Here is a 21353-nt window from a genome sequence, read left to right as displayed (position 1 = left end):
CAAGCGAAATACATCGTACAATGGATAAATGGATGTAGTTAATTGCCAATTTAGCTGCACCCCGACTCTTGAGACAATTATCACTTAAATAGCGAGCCACATTCCTATTTCCCTATTTATAGAACAGAAAGTATTATAACTAAATTAGTTCCTAAAACAAAAACGTAGCTAACGACTGTGACAAGCCAAGCAAGAATGTATTGCAAAAAGGGATTTTATCCCAAATGAATACCTAAAAAATGCCGAAATGCTGTTAATTCAACGTTTCGGCATTTTTGGTTTTGTATATTTTAAGGACAAATCGCACTTTAAGTGGTACTTCTTTGTTTTTCGCACAATCAGGAATAGCATTAGTCATGTATCCCCATATCCATATCATGCCCTTGATCAGCATGCGGCTGCTGCACGGGATGAGTATCATTGATGACGAGTATTGGTCGCATCATATCATGGTCTTCATGTTCAAGGAAATGACAATGCCACATGTAATAGCCTGCATGATCCTTCCAGTGCATAATCAACTTTGTCACCATGCCTGGGTCTACTTTGGCGGTATCTTTCCAACCAAGTTCATAGTCTCTCGGTTTTTTAGGGGGACCTGTAAATTCAAGCTTTCCTTCCTTATCATAAAGCGCCACGTTAAATGGTCGGCGTTCGAGGATTTTGAATTGGATTAAGTGAATGTGGATCGGATGTGGGAAAGGTGTACCGTTAATAATATTCCATACTTCAATACTATCGAGTGCAGGTTTTTCGGTTGTCGGTTCATGGAACATTTTATTATCCAACATAAGCATCGGCCTTCCGTAAGAATCTATGGTAACGCTTAACGGCAAGTTTCGCTGGATATGGGCATGATGCTCGTGTAAATCCATTGGTTCAGCAAGTCGCTCTGGTATTTCACTCGTATCTTTCCCAATCAAAGGAGCATCCACATGAAATTGCATGACGAACTTTGTATGCTCATCTGGAAACTCTATATCCAAATTGAGCAACGTAATCTTCTCGCCAATTAAATTCGAAAAATCAATGATGAAATCGAACCTTTCCGCGGGCAGTAGCTCTACTGAATTGATTGCGCAAGGCTCAGTCAAAAAACCGCCATCTGTCCCGATTTGAATGAGTGGCTGCTCGTTTGAAAGACTTAAAACATAGCCCCTTCTATTCGATGCATTCACAATTCGGAATCGGTATTTCCTTGGCTCCACACTTAAAAAAGGCCACACTTTTCCGTTCACCGTAATCGTATTACCTGTAAATCCAGGTGTGATGGAAGGGTGCACGGGAACTGGGAATGGCGGTGAATCTGGGTAAAAAATCGAACCATCTTCATTAAAAGAGCGATCCTGAATCATGAGCGGAATTTCATATTTTCCAGAAGGCAGCTTTAACCGATCCTCCAGCCCATCCCTGAGCAGATAGAAGCCTGCTAGCCCTGCATACACATTCAGCCGTGTTAAACCCATTGTATGGTCGTGATACCACATCGTTGTTCCGGGCTGATGATTTGTATATTCATGCACTTTTCTTCTAAACTTTGGACCTGTATGGATGTAATCTTTGCTATACCAGGATTCGGGGTTGCCATCGCTTTCCCAATTAACATTTGCCCCGTGCAAGTGTACAACCGTTCTTACTTCTACTGAATCCGAAACGCTGTGGAGTGTACGATCTACCGGGAGGAAATGTTTTGTAGGCAATCGATTAAGATATTTTACAAACGTTGATTTATCCTTGCTCGCCTCAATCGTCGGTCCCGGACAAAGCCCATCATATCCCCAAACTTTCGAAGGGGGAAAATTTTTATGGAAACGATGCCTGGCTTCTTTCATTTGTAATTCATAATAATCTGCATCTTGACAGTCTTTGTTCGGCTTCTTTTTGGCAGCAATCGGCTTTTGTAGTGGATCGACAAATTTAGGAATTGTATTTGGATCAGATGGATTGACTTTACCTTGCAAAAAGCTCACACCCTTTTTATACTCATTCATTTTACAATTTATCCGTATAGTTATTTATATGAATGAAACTAGGCGGATAACTGGGCGCATTATGAAATTTTAACTTGCTTCAGCAGAAGATCGCTGCTGAATAGGGGAACTCTGGCTAAGAGCGCCGCGTCGTGCGGCAACGCCTGAGTGACCAACATCGTGTTGGCCCAAGCCCCGGCGGATGTCACAGATTTTTAAATGAGGTTAATTTAGGATGTTAGCCTAAGGACATCGCATCCATGCGATAACGGCTAACTGACCTGCATCGTGCAGGCCTAAGCTCGAAAAAAATCTGGACGCAATTACGCCGAGGAGTAATTGATTGACTCAAAATGCTGTCACTGCTCGGACTGGCATTTCTCCACTTCAACCATAATTTGTGTCACGTAATTTTCCTCACCACTTACAGAAATTTCATCTAATACATATTCTTCATACGCATAATTGCCAAGGGTGATCGGCTGTGCATCGATAAAATCTATTATTTTCTTATACGTTTTTGGAATGTCTTTATCACTCCCTTTGTGATACGCAACGACATAAAGTCCTTTTCGTTTTGTATAAAGGGAAACACCTTCTGCTTGATCGGCGATTTTCGTATACAAATACGCATAATTATCGTAGTCCTCTTGCAATATTTTTTCTTTACTTACGACCGCACCGATCGGATGGCCCACATCTAATTCCTTTGTATATAAATAATCAATAAATGCCGACACCGAGTTTAAAAATTCCTTATCCGAACAATCTAAAATTGAGCCACTTAAAAATAACTGTTCTTGTTCTTGCTCAATTAGCTGAATTTGAGAAAAATCAATCGTTAATGCGTATTCCGTTAATGCAATTTTTGTGTCGATAATTTTTTGGATTTGGTTAAGCGTTTGGATCTTGCGTTCGATTTCCAATGATTTCCCTTTGAGAAGCTCTATTAATTCAGAAGGCGTTTTCGTGCGCAAAAATAATTTAATGTCTTTTAAAGGCATATCCACTTCCTTCAATAATTCAATCACATTAAATACATCGAATTGATGATACGAATAATAGCGATAGCCTTTTTCTGTTTTTATTTCTGGGGATAGTAGTCCTATCTCATCATAATGAAAAAGTGTCTGTTTTTTTACATGACAAAGCTTTGCGAATTCCCCAGTTGTAAAGTATTTTCGTAAATTCTCACTCATTTTGAAGCCTCCTCCTTGACTGTACGGTAACCGTATACTTTAAGATGTAACTATACCACAATAATGTGCTAACTTCTTTTAGCGAATGTCCAAACAACCGCTAAAAGAAGTTAAGCCTCCGGCGGATGTCACGGAATCGGAAAGGAGTTCTTTGTGCAAGCACAAAGCCGATTCCGGACGCAATTTATGCCGAGGCATAATTGATTGATGGAACGTTCCCGCGTAGTTCATGCGGAAAAAAGAAAGGATTTGATAGTCATGGATATTACCATTCATGACGTAACGCAAGAAAATGTACAAGAAATTTTAAATTTACGAGTAGGAGAAGCACAGCAAAACTTTATTGAAACAACGCAGCAATGCTTAGATGAAGCGAAAGAATGTGCGAATTTTAAACCAGTGGGTCTGTATTCGGATAATCGCCTGATCGGATTTGCGATGTATGGGCATTTCTCAGAGGGTGAGGAAAATGGCCGGGTATGGCTGGATCGATTTTTAATAGATGCCAAATATCAAGGTTTTGGCTACGGAAAAACGATGCTAAACGCGATGATTCAAAAATTAGTCGATGAATTTTCATGTAACAATATATATTTAAGTGTTTATGAAGACAATAAAGCAGCAATCCACTTGTACGAAAAATTCGATTTTCATTTTAACGGAGAATCGGATGAAAATAACGAAAAAATTATGGTGAAAAACTTAAACGGACAGCATTAATAACTCAATACAAAAAGCATTAGGTGAAAAAAATGAATGAAACATCTGAAATATTAAGAAATACTCCCACGAAAAAACTATTTGTATCGTATTTAATCCCTTCGATAATCGGTATGCTACTCATGGCAATTAACATATTAGTTGATGGAATATTCGTTAGTAATGGGGTTGGCCCTGAAGCGTTAGCAGGCGTTAATATTGCGGTCCCAATTTTCTCCATTTTACTATCGATTTCTCTTTGGATCGGTATGGGTGGAGCGACTCTGTATTCCATTGCACTCGGGCAAAATAATCTCAAAAAAGCACAATCAATTTTTACGCAATCCTTTTTCCTTGCGACATTTATCGTAGGTACTTTAGTTGTGCTTTTATTATGGAAGCAAAAAGAAATCGCCTACTTATTCGGTGCAAGCGATGAGATTTTCCCATACGTGAAGGATTATCTTCAAATCATCCTCATATTCGGTGTGGTTTACGTCATCGAAAATATTTTAAGTATTTTTATACGAAATGACGGCAATCCGAAGTTAGCGATGATTGGGCTTGGCGTTACTTCTGTATTAAATATCGTGTTTAACTATATATTTATTTTCATGATGGATATGGGCGTAAAGGGCGCGGCATATGGAACTGGGCTTGCGACTGTAATCGGTGTACTCGTGTTATTAACCCATTTCTTCCGCAAATCAAGTATTTTGAAATTTACGAAACTAAAATTTGAAACGAAAATCGTGAGTGAAATATTGAAAATCGGTTTACCAAGTTTCATTGTAGAGGCATCTGCAGCGGTGACAATTATTGCATATAATATTACGTTTATGCATTTTGTAGGAGCAGTAGGGGTGACAGCATACGCAGTTGTGAACTATATGCATGCGGTTTTCCTTATGTTATTTATCGGAATTGGCGCGGCACTTCAACCGATTGTCAGCTATCATTACGGTGCGAAATTATATGACCGCCTGCAGCAATTTTTAAAGCTCGGCGTCATTACAGGTATTTTGTTTGGTATTTGTATTTGGTTCGTTGGCTGGCAATTTAGTGGAAGTATCGTGGCGTTATTCGGCGAAATGCCAGCAGACGTTTTAGCATATACGACGAAAGGCATCATGCTATTCTTCATTGGCTATTTATTTTTAGGCTATAATTTAGTTTACGCAGAATACTATCAAGCGATTAAAAAGATTAAACTTTCTTCCGTTATAATAGTAACGAGAAGTATCGTATTATTTTTACCGCTGTTATGGTTGTTACCAACATACTTCGGCGGTGACGCTATTTGGCTCGCGTTCCCAATTGCAGAGGGCCTTACCGCGATTGGCTTAATCATTGCGAGGAATAGGTTACAAGCATTAAAGCCGTTGAAGAATAAACCGGCTGAACCAGTGCTGAATGTGCCGGGAGCGTAAGTATAGGGATGAACATATCGTAGGGCAGCAGTTGTAAACTAATCGAAACTCCAGTATACTTTTTCGGTAAAGAGAGATTGAGAATCGAGGATGAGTATAGATGGTATTTGAAGCAGTGTTACCGCGTTTAAAAGCAGGCGAGAAAGTAATCCGTTCTGGTTGGGGCGGTGCTGAATTGTATGTGAAGCTTGTTGGTCAAAGTGAGTATGATGGTGAGAACTTGAACCCATATTTTTTAATTAACGTACGCGGTGAAGGTTACACGATGTTTTCACCAACTGTGTGCGATTTATTAGCGGAAGATTGGATTGTTGTAGAATAACTTACTTTAGCAAAATGGATCAGATAAAAGCTCATGAGCGATCATGGGCTTTTTCATATGGAGGAGAGACATGATGAAATTTGAAGAATATGTAGGGCAAACAGTTTTTATTACGGGTGCAGCTTCGGGTATTGGACAAGCGCAGGCTATTGCTTTTTTAGAAAATGGGGCGAATGTATTTGCTTTAGATATGGAAGAAGCGGGATTATTGCATTTACACCAACAGTATTCGAAGCGCTTTTCCTATTCAATTGGCAGCGTGAGTAGAAAAATGGATGTAGCGCAAGCGTTTCAAGAAGCGTTAGCAACATTTGAGCAAATAGATATTTTACTTAATACAGCAGGTGTATTAGACGGCTTTGCGAAAACGCTCAATACTGATGAGGCGCTATGGGATAAAATTATGGATACGAATGTAAAAGGTACATATTTTGTGACGAATGCAATTTTGCCGCACATGTTAAAACGTAAATCAGGCATCATCATTAATATGGCATCCATTGCAGGGCTTGTTGCAGGCGGTGGGGGCGCAGCCTATACAGCGTCCAAGCATGCGATTGTTGGCTATACGAAGCAATTACATGCGGATTATTGTCGTGATGGCATTCGTGTCAATGCGATTGCACCGGGCGCCATTCAAACACCGATGAATAAAGCGGATTTTGAAGGAAACGGCGAAATGGCGAAATGGGTGGCGAATGAAACACCAGCAGGACGCTGGGCACAGCCGAGTGAGGTAGCGAATTTAACATTATTTTTAGCAAGTCAAGCAGCCGATTATATACACGGCGCTGTTATTCCACTGGATGGCGGTTGGATTGCGAAATAGCTCTGTTCCCAAATAGATACATTTGTTATAATACGCAAGTAAGCAAAATCAATCACGCTTGCACTACGACACTTCAGATAGGGCGACTGTGCTCTCTTCCTTTGGTCGTAGTTATTACTAAAATAGCGAAAATGCTATTTTACAAAGGAGAATGAAAATTGAATACATCTGCTTTAAAAGACTCATCACGCACATCTACAAGAGAGCTTACAAAAATCTCACTTGTAGCCGCGTTGTATGTAGCCGTGACGGTCGTATTATCCGTCATTAGCTTTGGCGCGGTACAGCTCCGTTTGTCGGAAATGTTCAACTATTTAGTGTTGTACAACAAGCGCTATATCGTAGCCGTAACACTCGGCGTCGTGCTCGCAAACTTTATGTCACCTATGTGGATCGTTGATGTACCAGTTGGCGGAATCGCAACATTTCTTGTGTTAATTTTATGTCGTGTAGTAACAAAAAGAATGGCAAATATTAAATTAAAAATGATTGTGACCGCATTGATCTTCACGTTTTCAATGTTCACAGTTGCAGGACAATTATCCATTCTTTACGGACTTCCATTCTGGGCAACTTGGTTTACAGTGGGCGTAGGAGAATTATTGTCAATGACTGTTGGTGGTGTGACAATTTATTTATTGAATAAGAAAATTGATTTGACGAAATAGATTAAGGGCGCACTTGCTTTGGGAAGTGCGTTTTTGTTTTGGGGATTTTGAGGGAGTAGTGCAAAAGTAAGCTCTATGCAAGATGGTCTTCTCACATAGGACATACCATGTAATCTCACGTAATTTCGTCTTATATTAATTACCTGGTGTATTAAGTATGAATCATTCTATTGGCAAAGCTGAATCAGGCTCTTTTCCAAACCACACATGTGCGTAGCCTCCCTCCATTAATCCCCCAACCATTACGGTTAACGTGGACCAACTTCCAGCACCGATAATGACATTATTATGTCCCGTAGAGCCCTTCCATATATTAAGTGCTTTTGAAGGACTTATACTACCGCCAGAAGAACCAGCTGAAATTTCATATCGATTTCCAATGTAAGATGTCAATTCGCGTGGTTTATCCCACATTTGTTGGGCATATTGATGATTGCTTGTGTAACAAACGGGTGACCAAGAACCATTGGTAGACCAGCTATGCAAGTTACATTTAATTCCCCGTTGATCTCCCCCTTGTGCTGGAGAATAATTTTGAATGTGCACCTGGTTGCGGAAAAAATAGATGAAAACGATCCATCGAATACAAGCTTTTCTTTATTGATTGTGATTTCAGAACTTGTGAAATTTGTGAGCGTGAATGTATGAGTCCCATCTCGAATGCTGGTTAATTCGTGTTGTTAGAAAGACATTCCTAGGGCTAGGTTACTGGTTAAGGGACGATGATACGGTGAAATGGGAGGTGATAATGTATTAGTCTTAAAATAGGTAGTAATTAATGGTCGATTCATTAAAAGAAACTTGGCGAGGAGCACTCTGAATCTAGGGTGCTCTTTCTATTTTACTGTTAAAAGTTACTACACATTTGGACAATGATATGAACTTCCACAATGTTTTAAAAATATACAAGGAATCACCACACCATATTATCCCCCCACAAGATAAATTATAGGTATGCCACCCATTAAAAAGTAAATCCCCCATAGTAGTATTTGTCTATTGAATAATTACCTGGGAAATAACAAAATGCACAAATGTTGTTAAATCAACGTTCCTATCGGTTACTATTTATTATTCCAGCGTTACCGGAATGTCTCAATCAAAATTCAAATAATATGTGCCTTACATTCGTTCGACAAATCATGACGAAAAACTCTCAAAATAGTGTATAATAGAAAGGGTCATTTATTAACGTCATATTAAAGGAATGAAACTTACATGAATTTAAAAGAATCTACTAGAAAATACATATTGCTTGGAGCGGTGCTATTTATAATCGTTGGACTTGTAGCAGCAAAAGTTCTTGCGAAAGGGCAAGATACACAATTCACAACGGAAGACGTACTTTATCAACAAGCTGCACAGATGTATAACGAAGGAAATTATTCGGACGCCTTAGTTTTTACAAACGAACTATTACTAGCTCAGCCAAAATCAGAGGCAGTGAACTATTTAGGTGGTTTAGTAGCAGCAAATGCAGGGGAATATCAACAGGCTGCTGTCTTACTCCAAAAAACATTGGACATTAATCCATATAAAGTAGAAGATGCCATGTTTATGCTACAGTTTGGGGAAGTATTAGTCTCAGCTGAGCGACATGAGGACGCTAAAACGGTATTAGTACGCTGCCAAGAATCAGCATGGACTCCTGAGGAATTTCCGGAATATCAAAATCGTGTCGCTGAGTTACTAGCGCAGATCGAAACTATACAATAAGGTAGGGATATAGAATAATGACTTCATTTTACCAAGAACTGAATAAATCAGGCAAGATGAGTGACGAAAAGGAAAACGCGCAGTCCCGTGCAAGTGTAGACAAATGGATTTTCCGCTTATTACTATTATTAATAGGTGTCATGCCATTAATCGTACTTGCGAATGTAGAGCAAGTGGTGAGTCCGCTGATTTCAAATATTGATACGCTTTCTTCAGGGATGAAAGGGGATTTATTTACACATTATAAAGCGTTATTTGTAGTCGTTATTACAATCATTACAGGTGCAATGCTACTAGCAAAAGTTTTTTTCATGAATGGTCAAATCCGCAAAACACCGTTGAACTATGCAATCGGGATTTTCGCAGTTATGATTGTTCTTTCGACTGTATTTTCACCAAATATTACAATTGCATTAGGTGGACAATATAACCGTTCAGACGGTGCGATTACCTGGATATGTTATTTAGCACTAATGTTTATTGCGATGAATATTGAGTATCCGAAAAATGTCGTAAATTATGTAATGTATACAATGATGCCGTTTGTTTTGGTTAACTTATTTATTATTACGATGAACTTTTATGGTAAGGATTTACTTCAGTATGGATGGATGCAGTCTTTAGTTTCGTCAACATTACCAGAGGGTGCTTCAATTAGTGAAGGATCTACGCTATTAGGTACGCTAAATCATGGGAACTATATGAGTGGTATGTTTGCAATTCTAACTTTAATGTATTTGAGTAAGAGTATTGTAGAACATAATATCGCTCAAAAAGTAATCAATTGGGTAATGGCGGTTCTAGCTATCCTAGTAGTTTTAATGTCACTTTCGACAAGTGGATTTTTAACACTTTTATGTATGATGACTTTAATCTTATGGTTAGCTATAAAAAACGAGAAAAAAGTAATAGCTATACTTCAAATTGTAGTATTTTGTGGAGTTACTCTAGCAGGGATTCATTTCTTATCACAAGAAAACTCAAAAGTATGGGATGAAACATTTGGCTTTTTCACTTCAACGAATCCATATACAGAAGTTGAGGTGTCTAACCAGGCTCCATTAGATATCAATGTTGTTGAACTATTAGGTTTGAATCATAAAGCTTATGCCTCTGAAAATAGTATTGAACTTCCAGAAAACGCAGCATCAGGTATTGGTGCAGGATCAGGGCGTATATATATTTGGACGTATGTGATGGAATTAGTTAAGGAAAGACCTCTTGTTGGTTATGGATTAGATTCTTTAATATATAATTTCCAACACTATAATAAAGATGCTCGAGCTAATCTTGAAACTGCAGATGTTATTGTGGATAAACCGCATAATATGTATGTGTCAATTTTATATGGGACAGGAATTGTTGGGTTTATTAGCCTTATAGCAATGATTCTTTATACTGTATGGCATTCAATTAAAGAAATTATCAATATTAAAAGAGTGAGTAATTTTACCGCAGTATTAGCTATTGGATGGCTAGCATTTTTATTCCAAGCAATTTTCAATGATACATTACCAGGTTTGGGAGCAACATTGTGGATTATTGTGGGACTTTTAATAGGAATTTCAACAGTTAATAAAAAAGAAAAAACAGTTTAATAATTTCGTTTTAAATTAATTTTAATAGTATTAAGCATGGGTAGAACGTTAAATTGTCTACCCATGTAAAATAATATGTTTCAGCATTTTGAAAGATTATTAAGGAGTATGAAAAATGATAAGTTCGATTAAGTCACAAATAAAATATTTATTTGCTCAAAAATCTTTAATTATTCAATTTACAAGACGAGAAATATCGAACCGATACAAAGGATCGTATTTAGGAATAGTATGGTCGTTTGTTACACCGATAATGATGTTAGCTATTTATACGTTTGTATTTAGTGTTATCTTTCAAGCTAGATGGGGAACGGATGAAGAAACAAGTAAAGTGGAATTTGCATTAATTCTATTTACGGGCTTATTAGTTTTTAACATATTCTCTGAAGTAGTATCGAGAGCACCGAGTTTGATAATTGCCAATAGTAATTATGTTAAAAAGGTAGTATTCCCATTAGAAATACTCCCAATAGTTGCTTTGGGATCTGCATTATTTCAAGCATTGATAAGTTACTTAATACTTTTATTAGCGATGTTAATGCTTACAGGTACATTTTATTGGACTGCGTTACTATTTCCAATAATACTATTACCGTTGATGTTAGTTTCTTTAGGGTTAGCATGGTTTCTAGCCTCTTTAGGGGTTTATATTAGAGATGTTGGACAAATTGTAGGAATAGTGATTCCTGCATTAATGTTTATGAGCCCCATTTTTTATTCTAGATCTTCAATCCCAGAGAGTTTCCAATTTGTTTATTCTTTAAATCCAGTCACTTATGTTGTTGAGGATATGAGAAGTGCTATTATTTGGGGGAAATTGCCACATTGGGATTGGTTAATTATTGGAACACTAATAGGTTTAATTATTGCTGTATTAGGCTACATTTGGTTTAAAAAGACAAGAAAGGGTTTTGCAGATGTCCTTTAATAATAATATTGCAATTAGCGTAAAAAAAATATCTAAAAGATATCAAATATATGAAAAGCCGGTAGATCGTTTGAAACAAAGCTTATCTTTTGGTGGAAAAAAATATTATCGAGAGTTTAATGCACTAAATGATATTAGTTTCGATGTAAAACAAGGTCAAACTTTCGGTATAGTAGGTCAAAATGGTTCAGGTAAAAGTACACTATTACAAATGCTAGCAGATACTTTAACTCCAACTGAGGGTGAAGTAATAGTAAATGGTCGTGTCGCAGCCTTATTAGAATTAGGGAGTGGATTTAATCCAGAATATACAGGTCGAGAAAATGTATATTTGAATGGTTCTATTTTAGGGGTTTCGAAAGAAGAAATGGATCTAAGATTTGCTGAAATTGAGCAATTCGCAGATATTGGCGATTTTATTGACCAACCAGTAAAAACTTATTCGAGCGGAATGTATGTTCGATTGGCTTTTGCAGTGGCAATTAATGTTGATGCAGATATATTAATTGTCGATGAAGCATTGGCTGTAGGTGACATGATATTTCAAATGAAATGTTATAAAAAAATTGATGAATTTAAAAAACAAGGACGAACAATATTATTGGTTACGCATGATTTAGGAAGTGTAATAAAATACTGTGATAATGTTCTTGTTTTGAATCAAGGACAATCGTTAGGAATATATCCTGCGAAAGAGGCTGTTGATTTATATAAAAAAGTGGTTGTAAATTTACATAAACCACAAGAAGTACAAGATTGTAAAAATATAATTGATGACACTAATGAGAAATGGAAAGAATTTTATAGAATTAACGATGATTTACTTGAATACGGGAATGGAGATGCTGGAATCATTGACTTTGGGATTTTTGATGAAACTGATCAATTAACATCGACGATTACTAAAGGTAGTATATGCTCTATTAGATTGAAAGTAAGATTCAATAAGTCAATACAATCCCCTATTTTTGCATTTACAATAAAAGATTTAAAAGGTACGGAGATTACAGGTACAAATACAATGGTTGATAATATATTTACTGGCGATATTTTGGCAGGTCAGATTATAGAAATAAATTTCGAATTTAAAATGAATTTGCAAGGTGCGAATTATTTATTAGCATTAGGATGCACTGGATTTGATAAAGGGGAATTTGTTGTATATCACAGATTGTATGATGTTGTAGCTTTCCAAGTGATTTCATCCAAAAATACAGTAGGATATTTTGATTTAAACGCAAATATTGAAATGACTACTAAGTAGGAATAGGTGAGTTTATGATTCGAAAAATTGGGAATTTGAAATTGGATTTAGAATATTATAGTGGAGCAGACTTGTATAGCGATGGCGATATTGAAGATGAACTTTTGAAAATTGTAACTGAAAATGTAGAATTCGATAAGGTTATAGAAAGCGATAATAGATGGCCTATTTTATACCATTTGTCTAAACATAGAGGGAATATCATAGAATGGTACCCTTTCAATAGGGAAAGTAGTGTATTAGAAATTGGGGCAGGCTGCGGAGCAATTACAGGAACTTTAGCTGAGAAGGTCGGAAAAGTAACTTGTGTAGAATTATCAAAGAAAAGATCTTTAATTAATGCTAATCGAAATAAAAAATTCAATAATATTGAAATCATTGTAGGTGATTTTAAGAAAATTAAATTTGAACATAAGTTTGATTATATTACATTGATTGGTGTATTAGAGTATGCTCCAGCTTTTTCTAATTCAAATCAACCTTTCCATGAATTACTAACGTATGTTAAAAGTTTGTTAAATGAAAATGGTAAATTATTTATAGCAATTGAAAATAGATTTGGTTTGAAATATTGGTCAGGGGCCCGTGAAGATCACACAGGTCAATTTTTTGAATCTATTGAAGGCTATTTTGAAAATGAAAGAGTTCGTACATTTTCTAAAAATGAATTAACTACTATTTTAAATGAAGTGGGGTTCAAGAAGATTGATAATTATTACCCAATTCCAGATTATAAATTACCTTTCCAAATATTTTCTGACAAAAGGTTACCAAAAGTCGGAGAATTAAGAAATTTAATTCACAATTTTGATCAGCATAGAATTGAATTATTTGATGAAGATAGAGTTTCTGATTCAGTAGTTTCTAACAATGAATTTAGATTTTTTGCTAATTCATTTTTATTTGTATGTGAATGAAAGGAGCTAATAACTTGAATGTTTTAAGTGTTCGTTATAGTGTAAATCGCGAGATTAATTATCAAATTAAAACGATTATTTATGAAGAAAATGGGGTTAAATTAGTAAAAAAAGAACCATATACAAAATTCGCAAATAATCATATTGTTAATATTTATGAAAATTATGAATTACTAAAAAATTCAACATTCCATTTGGCTAAGCCAACTTTAGAAAAGGGAAAAGTAATTTTCCCTTTTGTTAAAGGAAAAAGTTTTGATTCAACATTATTAGCTGATGTTCATAATAACGATATTGAAAATTTTAAAGATAAAATCAATTGGTTTATAGGATTATTTGAAAAAGAAGAAAAAAGCGAATTTGAAATGACAGCTGCATTCGGAAAGGTTTTTGGCGAAGGCTATGATTTTAAAGGGAGTCGCTCTCTAAAAATTTCTAATATTGATTCTAATTTCGATAATATTATATTAGATAATGACCATAGTGTAACTGTAATTGATTATGAGTGGGTTTTCAAGTTCCCTATTCCATTGAATTATATCTTTTACAGAAGTATTAGTGGATTTACTTCTAAATATGAATTACCAGCCAAGTTTTTATTAGCTATAGAAGAGTTATTTTTAGAAATGGGTGTAACTAAAGAGATTTTAATTAGTTTTGATAAAATGGAAAAGAATTTCACTTCATATATAGGTCATAAGTCAAGATTATTCGAAAATTATTTAAACGAAATCTCTGTTTATAAAAATACAAATAATCATATTTCATTTGATGAAAATCAGTATATTCAATTATTCTGGTCGAGTGATTCTATTTTTAATGAAAAAAGTTCAATCAAAGTAGATTTATTAACAGAAAATCAAAAACAAATAATAGAATTTGATTTACCAGATAAACCATTGAATATATTAAGATTAGACCCAGCATCATTTATTTGTATAATAGAACTTAATGGAATAGTAATAGTTAATGAGAAGAAGTTTAATATATTTGAAGCAGTATTCTCAATTTTAGATTCAATAATTATTGATAAGGAAAACTATAATAAATCAATTATATGTGGTTCTAATGATCCGCAGCTATTTTTAAAACATCCACTTTTAAGTGAAAGCGGCAAGAAACAAATTAGAATAGAATTATCATATAATAAAAATATAGAAAATGAACTAGGTACGGTCTTTAATAATCAAAATAATGAAAAAAGAGATTTAAAAAATGTAATAACAGAGTTAATTAAGAAAAATCAACAGTTGGATATAGCAATTGGAGATTTATCAAATAAGGACCAACAATCGGAAAATGAAATAAAAGAATTATCAAAGTTAAATAATCAATTAAGTGATGATATACAAAAAAAAGAAATCAATATCAAGCAATTAAGTAGTATAGTTCAAGAAAAAGAAGGGATAATTAATGAAATTAAATCTTCTAGAGCTTGGAAGATATTGAAAAAATTAAAATTAGTGAAAATTTAGTGATCATGGAGAGATTAGGATGTGTAAAGTCACTGTAATAATGCCATGCTATAATGATGGAGAATTTATTGAGGAAAGTATAGCATCGGTTTTAAATCAAACGTATAAAAATATTGAATTAATAATTATTAATGATGGCTCAACTGATGAAAAGACTAACACTATATTGGGTAATATCTCCAACCCATTAATTAAAGTTTTAAACACTAAGAATATTGGTCCTTCAGCAGCAAGAAATTTTGGGATAAAAGTATCTACTGGTAAATATATTTTACCAGTAGATGCAGATGATAAAATTCATTCGGTTTATATAGAGGAATGTGTAAATCAATTAGAAACAAATTCAGATGTTGGGATTGTTTATTGTTTCGCAGAACTATTTGGAGAACAAAAGGGAAGATGGGATTTACCCGAATATACTTTTGAGAGTATGTTATTAGATAATATAATTTTTGTAACATCAATGTTTAGAAAAAAAGATTGGGAAAGAGTAGGTGGATTTAACGAAAATTTAATCCATGGTATGGAAGATTATGATTTTTGGTTATCTATTTTAGAGTTAAATAGAGAAGTAATCCAATTAAAAGAAGTCTATTTCTTTTATCGCATTAAAAAGGTTTCAAGAACAACAAAGTTCAGTGATAATTCTAGTATAGTAAAAGATACATATAAAACTCTATATTTAAATCATCCAAAACTCTATGAGAAGTATTATAAAGAATATGCCATGATATTAAGAGACTCGTTAATTGAGCAAATTTACATTAATAAAAAGCTGACTGACTTTGGACCTGTAATTAATAAAGTTAAGAAAATTAATGTAATAAAAAAATTCGTTAAAAAAATATTAATAAGGTAAGGTACTAAAATATGATAATTTTCACTTCAATATGCGCAAACTATTTGCACAAGACCAGAACTTTGGCGAAATCTGTAAAAAATAATATTCCAGATGCAAAATTTATTGTTTGTTTTTTAGAAAAAGAGCATACAAGTTTAGCTGATTATGAATACTTTGACGATGTAGTATTAGCGAAAGATACTTGGAATGGGAATTTTGACCAATTTATTTTTAAACATTCTATTGTAGAGGCATCAACTTCTGTAAAAGGGAACTTCTTTAATTATTTATTTGAAAAATTCCCCGAGGAATCAGATTTTGTTTATTTAGATCCAGATATTTATGTTTACTCAGATTTTATTGAGCTAAAAGAAGTTCTTAAGACAAGGCCTATCGTTTTATGTCCTCACCTTTTGCAACCAGGTAATATCGATATGGAACTTTCAAGTACCGCACATGGTGTGTATAATCTAGGATTCTTAGCTGTAAATAAATCATTTGATGAAGCTAAAAGGTTTATTAATTGGTGGGCAGAGCGATTATATCTGTTTTGTTATGATGACAAAGAAAATGGCGTTTTTACGGATCAAAAGTGGATTGATTTAGCTCCAAGTTTCTTTGATGTTGAAATATTTAAACATAGAGGATATAATTTTGCACCTTGGTCATTATTAGATTGTGGAATGACTAATGATAATGGAGAAATCTTAATTAAAGGTGACCCATTAAGATTTATACATTTCTCTGGATACGGAAGGACTGCTGAAAAATGTATGAACGATTGGTTACCAGAAGGTCCGCATCCCTTTAAGACTTTATATGCTGAGTATGCTGAACTACATGATGCTAATAACTCAGATAAAGTTTCAAAAACCAAATGGGCATATGATTTTTATGAAAATGGAGAAAAAATAGAAGATATTTTGAGAGTTAAATATAGAAAAAATCATGACATTATGTTTAATACAGACAATCCTTTTAAGCATTCTAACGGATATTTTGAAAATATTTTAACTGACAAAGCAATTCCATCTAAAGACTTTAAAAATAATTTAACTAAGGTCGTTAGTGTATATAAAAAAGAAGGATTAAGGGTAGTAGTGAATAAAATAAAAAAAAATTTAAAATAATGGTATGAAGTATCCTTATATAAATTATTTTAAGGGACGAGATAAGTTGGAGAAAATAAAAAATAAAAAGTATTTTAATTTAAATAATGTTTTAATTATTACTATATTTATATTTGCACTTTTTGTAAGAATTTATTATTTTGATTCTAATTTGGAACTTTTCAGTGATGAAAATGTTTATCATTATGCTGGTGCAAATATAGTTGAACATGGAGTTTTAACTAGCGATAGGGATGGTGCGATTAATAGGGGAGAATCAGCTGTTGTTCCATCCTCAGCTATTCAACCTGGCTATCCATTTTTCATAGGATTAATTTACAAAGTCTTTGGTGAAAATCAGCAAATAGTGCGAATGGCAAATATCATTATTAGTATGCTATCTATGTTATTAATTTATAAAATTTCGAAATTAGTAGGCCTAAGAAAACCTTATATAATTATTGTTTTATTATTAGTAACGCTATATCCTGGGTTCAATTATAATACAGCGAAAATGTTATCAGAGCATTTATTTACACTATTATTACTCGGGCATATCTATTATTTTATTAGATATTTAAAAGATAAAAAAACAAAGGATCTATTATTATTTACAACTTTCATTAGCTTGTCAATTTTTGTAAGAGCACATGGGTTCCCTATATTGATTATGAGTATTTTATTCATGTTAATTTATCATAAAGCCAATATTAAAGAGTTATTTAAGAAACTTGTATTAGTGATGCTCACTTTTGTTGTTATACAACTACCTTGGTGGATAAGAAATTATATTTTATTGGAAAAATTCGTGTTATTTTCTGAGGCAGGGGATAATCCAAAAGTTTGGGGTGCGTTACCGTACTTTATCGGTATTTTTGAAGTAGGAAATCAAACATTAAATGAACTTCTGAGTACATCAATTAATGTCAATGAGTTTTTATTTTATAAATGGCGTATATTTGGGTTTTTCCAATATATGTGGGCAGATATTTGGGACGAGTATCTAGTACATCCATTCCAAGGGTTAAGACCTTTTATGATTATACAGCTAGTAATTGTTGTTCCTACTTTAATATTATTACCTGTGGTTATTATGAAATGTAAGAAGGAAATCCTTTATTTAACTACAATCCCGATTATTTTCACTATAATGAATTTACCTTATCACGGACTTCCAAGATATGTATGGCCATCTATTTCGATTGTAATAATTCTATTTGGTTATATGCTACAGTTTTTAATAGAAAAAAAGAATATGTCCCCAATAAATATAATGGATTATAAATTGATAGAGCGTTTATTTAGACGATCTTATTTAATATTTTCATTATTATTTTCATTAATAATGACATATAGCGTTTATTATTTTTCTTTTAATATAGAAGAAGAGATGTCTGAATTTAGGTTGCAAAAATATGCTGAAATTTCTATAGCTGAAATTGAAAAAAAAGAAGAGGTTATTTTGCAGAAGTATAATTTAGATTCAGAAAATCTAACCATTGAAAATGCAGAGTCTATTGAATCGAATAAATTTAAAAACATAGTCAGTGATCCTACTTTAATTAGGCTTGGTGGGATTTTGACAACTAAAAATGATTCCGTAACAAAAGTAGAAATCAAGTCTAAGGGTGGATATATTTATGATTATATGACTGTATATTGGAAGACTAACAATGACTCTGATTTTTCGGAAAGTAAAGTTTATAGATTTCCAACTAATTTATTTGAAAGTAAACAAACTATTTTTGTAGAAGGCGATGTTAGTGATTTAATGATAGTACCTGTAAACTTTAGAGGTGGATCTTTTATTTTTGATGAAATTATAATCACTAAATATATAAATCCAAATGAGTAAGATTTATTTACAATGCAATTTTTTTGATTTAAAGAGTGTTAACCTTTTAGATTTTTAAAGATAATCACTAGGGTGAGTTAAATTCATAATTTTAATCATATGATTGATAGGAAATCCTAACAATAAAAAAGAGACATAAAAAAATAGGTATTATGGTATTAACTCAAGGCTATAAAATTTTAATACTAGTATGGGAGAATTATAGATGAATATATTAGTTATTATACCTGCTTTTAATGAAGAAGATAACATTAGTAAGCTTATTAAAAATATTAGGAAAGTTGAATTTCGAAATAATGTAGACATTCTAGTAGTAAATGATCAATCCTCAGATATGACTTCTTATATTTGTAAAAAACTAGGTGTTAATGTAATTGATTTACCATGCAATTTAGGTATAGGCGGAGCTGTACAAACAGGATATAAATTCGCTAGTCTAAATAATTATGATATAGCTATACAAGTCGATGGAGATGGGCAACATAATCCAGAGTTCCTTGAGAAATTAATAGAACCAATTGTAAAAGGTAACTCAGATATGGTTATAGGTTCAAGATATATTGAACATAATGGGTTTCAGTCATCGACATTAAGAAGAGTAGGCATTCGATATTTAAAATTTTTAATAAATTCACTTTCTGGACTAAAAATTACAGACCCAACTTCGGGATTTAGAGCCTGTAATAAAAAATTAATTCAGACATTTGCGATGAATTACCCACGAGATTATCCAGAGCCAGAATCAATTATGTATATAAAAAGAAAAGGCTTTTCTGTATCGGAAGTACCTGTTGTTATGAACGAAAGAGAAGGTGGAACATCATCGATAAATTTCCACCGTTCAATTTATTATATGATTAAAGTTTCATTAGCCATATTTTTTGACAAAATAAGAAAAGAATCTTTATAGGTGAGATATGATTTCAGTTAAATTACAATTAATACTACTATTCATAACCATAGTAGCTATTTTTCAATTAGTAAGAATGATTACACGATATAAATTAGACTTGAAATATGCACTATTATGGCTCTTACTTGGATTATTATTATTATTATTTACGGTTTTTCCTAATATTGTTTATAATATTGCAGATTTCCTAACAATTGAGACACCTACTAATGCATTATTTTTACTAGGTATTTTTTTAATACTAGCGATAGTATTTAGTTTAACAATTTCATTATCAAGAGCCTCAAATAAAATGAAAGATCTTTCTCAAGAACTAGGTATTTTAAAAAATGAGTTTGAGTCATTAAGAGAAACCATAGAGAAAGAGTGATTATATGAACTTAATAAACACTATCTTATTTATTTCGAATGTTTTGTTACTAGTAATTGGACAAACTGTTTGGAAAATAGGCATTGAAAAAATTGAACTATCTGGATTTAAGTCGATCATTAATGTGATTTTATCACCGTGGATTATCGGTGGTGGGGTATTATATGTAATAGCAACTGCTATTTGGTTGTATTTATTATCGAAGCTTCCGTTTAGTTTAATTTACCCACTACAGAGTGTAGCGTATATACTTGCATTATTTGTTGCTTTAATAATATTTAAAGAAGCTATCCCTATTACAAGATGGGTAGGTGTATCGGTTATATTATTTGGAGTATTTTTAGTAACAAGATAAAAGGAGATTTTACGACATATGAAAGGCATTATTTTAGCAGGCGGTAGTGGAACACGTTTATATCCACTTACGCGCTCTGTATCAAAACAGTTATTACCAATTTATGATAAACCAATGATTTATTATCCACTATCAGTACTCATGTTAGCAGGGATTAAGGAAATTTTAATTATTTCTACACCCGAAGATACACCCCGTTTCGAACTATTATTAGGTGATGGTGATGATCTTGGAATTAATTTATCTTATGCTGTGCAAGAATCTCCAGATGGATTAGCACAAGCGTTCATTATTGGCGAAGAGTTCATAGGTACGGATTCAGTAGCACTAATTTTAGGAGATAATATTTTCTACGGTCATAAATTTACAACAATGCTTGAGCGAGCAGCTAGTCGAGATAATGGGGCAACAGTATTTGGTTACAATGTTAAAGACCCAGAACGCTTTGGTGTAGTTGAATTTGATGAAAATGGTGTAGCAATATCTATTGAAGAAAAACCATCACAACCAAAGTCTACGTATGCTGTTACGGGCCTATATTTCTATGATAATCGTGTAGTAGAAATTGCGAAATCGATTCAACCATCTCCACGAGGAGAATTAGAAATTACAGATGTTAATAAGGTTTATTTAGAGTCGGGGAATCTTCAAGTCGAGCTTTTAGGACGTGGATTTGCTTGGTTAGATACAGGTACACATGAATCCTTACTCGAGGCGTCAATGTTTATTGAAACAATTGAGCGTCGTCAAAGCTTAAAAGTCGCTTGTTTAGAAGAAATTGCTTACCGTAAAGGTTATATTAATCAATCTCAATTATTAAAATTAGCAGAGCCACTGAAGAAAAATGCGTATGGCCAATATTTAATCGATTTAGCTAATCGTAATTGACAAGAAG

21 protein-coding genes are annotated in these 21353 nt (G+C 33.5%); 18 read left to right on the top strand and 3 right to left on the bottom strand.

The annotated features are described in order from the left end of the window. Positions 1 to 350: 350 nt before the first annotated feature. Positions 351 to 1991 carry a multicopper oxidase family protein gene (locus ACQKIH_RS02165; RefSeq protein ID WP_427763191.1) on the bottom strand — a complete coding sequence of 547 codons (1641 nt, stop codon included), beginning with the start codon at positions 1989 to 1991 and terminating at the stop codon, positions 351 to 353. A gap of 338 nt (positions 1992 to 2329) precedes the next feature. Continuing rightward, complete coding sequence (locus tag ACQKIH_RS02160; RefSeq protein WP_427763189.1) at positions 2330 to 3169, bottom strand: MerR family transcriptional regulator; 840 nt, start codon at positions 3167 to 3169, stop codon at positions 2330 to 2332. A 258-nt stretch (positions 3170 to 3427) separates the two neighbouring features. Here ACQKIH_RS02160 and ACQKIH_RS02155 point away from each other — a divergent pair, with 258 nt between their 5' ends. The 5 genes from ACQKIH_RS02155 (at position 3428) to ACQKIH_RS02135 (ending at position 7117) form a co-directional block, all read left to right on the top strand. Beyond that, positions 3428 to 3889: a GNAT family N-acetyltransferase gene (locus ACQKIH_RS02155; RefSeq protein ID WP_427763428.1), complete on the top strand. Its 462-nt coding sequence runs from the start codon at positions 3428 to 3430 to the stop codon at positions 3887 to 3889. 32 nt (positions 3890 to 3921) lie between these two features. After that, a complete protein-coding gene (locus ACQKIH_RS02150) occupies positions 3922 to 5298 on the top strand; it encodes an MATE family efflux transporter (protein WP_427763427.1) in 1377 nt (458 codons plus the stop codon). A gap of 100 nt (positions 5299 to 5398) precedes the next feature. Next, entirely contained in the window at positions 5399 to 5620 is a 222-nt protein-coding gene (locus ACQKIH_RS02145; RefSeq protein ID WP_427763188.1) for a DUF2829 domain-containing protein, read from the top strand. A gap of 73 nt (positions 5621 to 5693) precedes the next feature. Next, entirely contained in the window at positions 5694 to 6449 is a 756-nt protein-coding gene (locus ACQKIH_RS02140) for a 3-oxoacyl-ACP reductase (RefSeq protein WP_427763186.1), read from the top strand. A gap of 158 nt (positions 6450 to 6607) precedes the next feature. After that, positions 6608 to 7117 carry a QueT transporter family protein gene (locus ACQKIH_RS02135; protein WP_427763184.1) on the top strand — a complete coding sequence of 170 codons (510 nt, stop codon included), beginning with the start codon at positions 6608 to 6610 and terminating at the stop codon, positions 7115 to 7117. A gap of 162 nt (positions 7118 to 7279) precedes the next feature. On the opposite strand, the gene ACQKIH_RS02130 is transcribed toward ACQKIH_RS02135, so the two are convergent. Further along, positions 7280 to 7663, bottom strand: coding sequence for a hypothetical protein (locus tag ACQKIH_RS02130; RefSeq protein ID WP_427763182.1), 384 nt, complete (start codon positions 7661 to 7663; stop codon positions 7280 to 7282). Positions 7664 to 8335: 672 nt separating this feature from the next. Between ACQKIH_RS02130 and ACQKIH_RS02125 the strand changes: the two genes are divergently transcribed. From ACQKIH_RS02125 to rfbA, 13 genes are all read left to right on the top strand, one after another. Then, a complete protein-coding gene (locus tag ACQKIH_RS02125) occupies positions 8336 to 8833 on the top strand; it encodes a tetratricopeptide repeat protein (RefSeq protein ID WP_427763181.1) in 498 nt (165 codons plus the stop codon). A 17-nt stretch (positions 8834 to 8850) separates the two neighbouring features. Continuing rightward, positions 8851 to 10431, top strand: a complete 1581-nt coding sequence (locus tag ACQKIH_RS02120) for an O-antigen ligase family protein (protein ID WP_427763180.1) — start codon at positions 8851 to 8853, stop codon at positions 10429 to 10431. Between the two features lie 115 nt (positions 10432 to 10546). Then, complete coding sequence (locus tag ACQKIH_RS02115) at positions 10547 to 11359, top strand: ABC transporter permease (protein WP_427763179.1); 813 nt, start codon at positions 10547 to 10549, stop codon at positions 11357 to 11359. Next, positions 11349 to 12623: an ABC transporter ATP-binding protein gene (locus ACQKIH_RS02110; RefSeq protein ID WP_427763178.1), complete on the top strand. Its 1275-nt coding sequence runs from the start codon at positions 11349 to 11351 to the stop codon at positions 12621 to 12623. The genes ACQKIH_RS02115 and ACQKIH_RS02110 overlap by 11 nt, the downstream gene beginning before the upstream one ends. Positions 12624 to 12637: 14 nt before the next feature. Further along, positions 12638 to 13540 (top strand): class I SAM-dependent methyltransferase, encoded by a 903-nt coding sequence (locus ACQKIH_RS02105; RefSeq protein ID WP_427763176.1) that lies wholly within the window; start codon positions 12638 to 12640, stop codon positions 13538 to 13540. A 14-nt stretch (positions 13541 to 13554) separates the two neighbouring features. Continuing rightward, positions 13555 to 15015, top strand: coding sequence for a hypothetical protein (locus ACQKIH_RS02100; protein ID WP_427763174.1), 1461 nt, complete (start codon positions 13555 to 13557; stop codon positions 15013 to 15015). A gap of 19 nt (positions 15016 to 15034) precedes the next feature. After that, positions 15035 to 15874 carry a glycosyltransferase family A protein gene (locus ACQKIH_RS02095; protein ID WP_427763173.1) on the top strand — a complete coding sequence of 280 codons (840 nt, stop codon included), beginning with the start codon at positions 15035 to 15037 and terminating at the stop codon, positions 15872 to 15874. A gap of 62 nt (positions 15875 to 15936) precedes the next feature. Beyond that, positions 15937 to 16986 carry a hypothetical protein gene (locus ACQKIH_RS02090; protein WP_427763172.1) on the top strand — a complete coding sequence of 350 codons (1050 nt, stop codon included), beginning with the start codon at positions 15937 to 15939 and terminating at the stop codon, positions 16984 to 16986. 46 nt (positions 16987 to 17032) lie between these two features. Beyond that, the gene (locus ACQKIH_RS02085; protein WP_427763170.1) at positions 17033 to 18820 is read left to right on the top strand and encodes an ArnT family glycosyltransferase; all 1788 of its coding nucleotides are present in this window, start codon (positions 17033 to 17035) and stop codon (positions 18818 to 18820) included. Positions 18821 to 19025: 205 nt separating this feature from the next. Beyond that, entirely contained in the window at positions 19026 to 19730 is a 705-nt protein-coding gene (locus tag ACQKIH_RS02080; protein WP_427763168.1) for a glycosyltransferase family 2 protein, read from the top strand. A 7-nt stretch (positions 19731 to 19737) separates the two neighbouring features. Then, positions 19738 to 20103 carry a DUF2304 domain-containing protein gene (locus tag ACQKIH_RS02075; protein ID WP_427763166.1) on the top strand — a complete coding sequence of 122 codons (366 nt, stop codon included), beginning with the start codon at positions 19738 to 19740 and terminating at the stop codon, positions 20101 to 20103. 4 nt (positions 20104 to 20107) lie between these two features. After that, a complete protein-coding gene (locus ACQKIH_RS02070) occupies positions 20108 to 20458 on the top strand; it encodes a DMT family transporter (protein ID WP_427763165.1) in 351 nt (116 codons plus the stop codon). A gap of 18 nt (positions 20459 to 20476) precedes the next feature. Further along, positions 20477 to 21346 (top strand): glucose-1-phosphate thymidylyltransferase RfbA, encoded by an 870-nt coding sequence (gene rfbA / locus ACQKIH_RS02065; RefSeq protein ID WP_427763163.1) that lies wholly within the window; start codon positions 20477 to 20479, stop codon positions 21344 to 21346. The last annotated feature ends 7 nt before the right edge of the window (positions 21347 to 21353 follow it).

This window comes from Solibacillus cecembensis, from assembly GCF_050272495.1.
Lineage (GTDB): Bacteria > Bacillota > Bacilli > Bacillales_A > Planococcaceae > Solibacillus > Solibacillus cecembensis.
The sequence above is the reverse complement of the archived record's forward strand: the minus strand, read 5'-3'. Positions and strand labels throughout refer to the sequence as shown.

Excerpts from the sequence above, each read along its gene's own strand:
- ACQKIH_RS02095 (WP_427763173.1), top strand. The coding sequence starts at position 15,035 with ATGTGTAAAGTCACTGTAATAATGCCATGCTATAATGATGGAGAATTT.
- ACQKIH_RS02145 (WP_427763188.1), top strand. The coding sequence starts at position 5,399 with ATGGTATTTGAAGCAGTGTTACCGCGTTTAAAAGCAGGCGAGAAAGTA.
- ACQKIH_RS02150 (WP_427763427.1), top strand. The coding sequence starts at position 3,922 with ATGAATGAAACATCTGAAATATTAAGAAATACTCCCACGAAAAAACTA.
- ACQKIH_RS02140 (WP_427763186.1), top strand. The coding sequence starts at position 5,694 with ATGAAATTTGAAGAATATGTAGGGCAAACAGTTTTTATTACGGGTGCA.
- ACQKIH_RS02160 (WP_427763189.1), bottom strand. The coding sequence starts at position 3,169 with ATGAGTGAGAATTTACGAAAATACTTTACAACTGGGGAATTCGCAAAG.
- ACQKIH_RS02080 (WP_427763168.1), top strand. The coding sequence starts at position 19,026 with ATGAATATATTAGTTATTATACCTGCTTTTAATGAAGAAGATAACATT.
- rfbA (WP_427763163.1), top strand. The coding sequence starts at position 20,477 with ATGAAAGGCATTATTTTAGCAGGCGGTAGTGGAACACGTTTATATCCA.
- ACQKIH_RS02120 (WP_427763180.1), top strand. The coding sequence starts at position 8,851 with ATGACTTCATTTTACCAAGAACTGAATAAATCAGGCAAGATGAGTGAC.
- ACQKIH_RS02075 (WP_427763166.1), top strand. The coding sequence starts at position 19,738 with ATGATTTCAGTTAAATTACAATTAATACTACTATTCATAACCATAGTA.
- ACQKIH_RS02125 (WP_427763181.1), top strand. The coding sequence starts at position 8,336 with ATGAATTTAAAAGAATCTACTAGAAAATACATATTGCTTGGAGCGGTG.
- ACQKIH_RS02155 (WP_427763428.1), top strand. The coding sequence starts at position 3,428 with ATGGATATTACCATTCATGACGTAACGCAAGAAAATGTACAAGAAATT.
- ACQKIH_RS02165 (WP_427763191.1), bottom strand. The coding sequence starts at position 1,991 with ATGAATGAGTATAAAAAGGGTGTGAGCTTTTTGCAAGGTAAAGTCAAT.
- ACQKIH_RS02110 (WP_427763178.1), top strand. The coding sequence starts at position 11,349 with ATGTCCTTTAATAATAATATTGCAATTAGCGTAAAAAAAATATCTAAA.
- ACQKIH_RS02115 (WP_427763179.1), top strand. The coding sequence starts at position 10,547 with ATGATAAGTTCGATTAAGTCACAAATAAAATATTTATTTGCTCAAAAA.
- ACQKIH_RS02070 (WP_427763165.1), top strand. The coding sequence starts at position 20,108 with ATGAACTTAATAAACACTATCTTATTTATTTCGAATGTTTTGTTACTA.
- ACQKIH_RS02105 (WP_427763176.1), top strand. The coding sequence starts at position 12,638 with ATGATTCGAAAAATTGGGAATTTGAAATTGGATTTAGAATATTATAGT.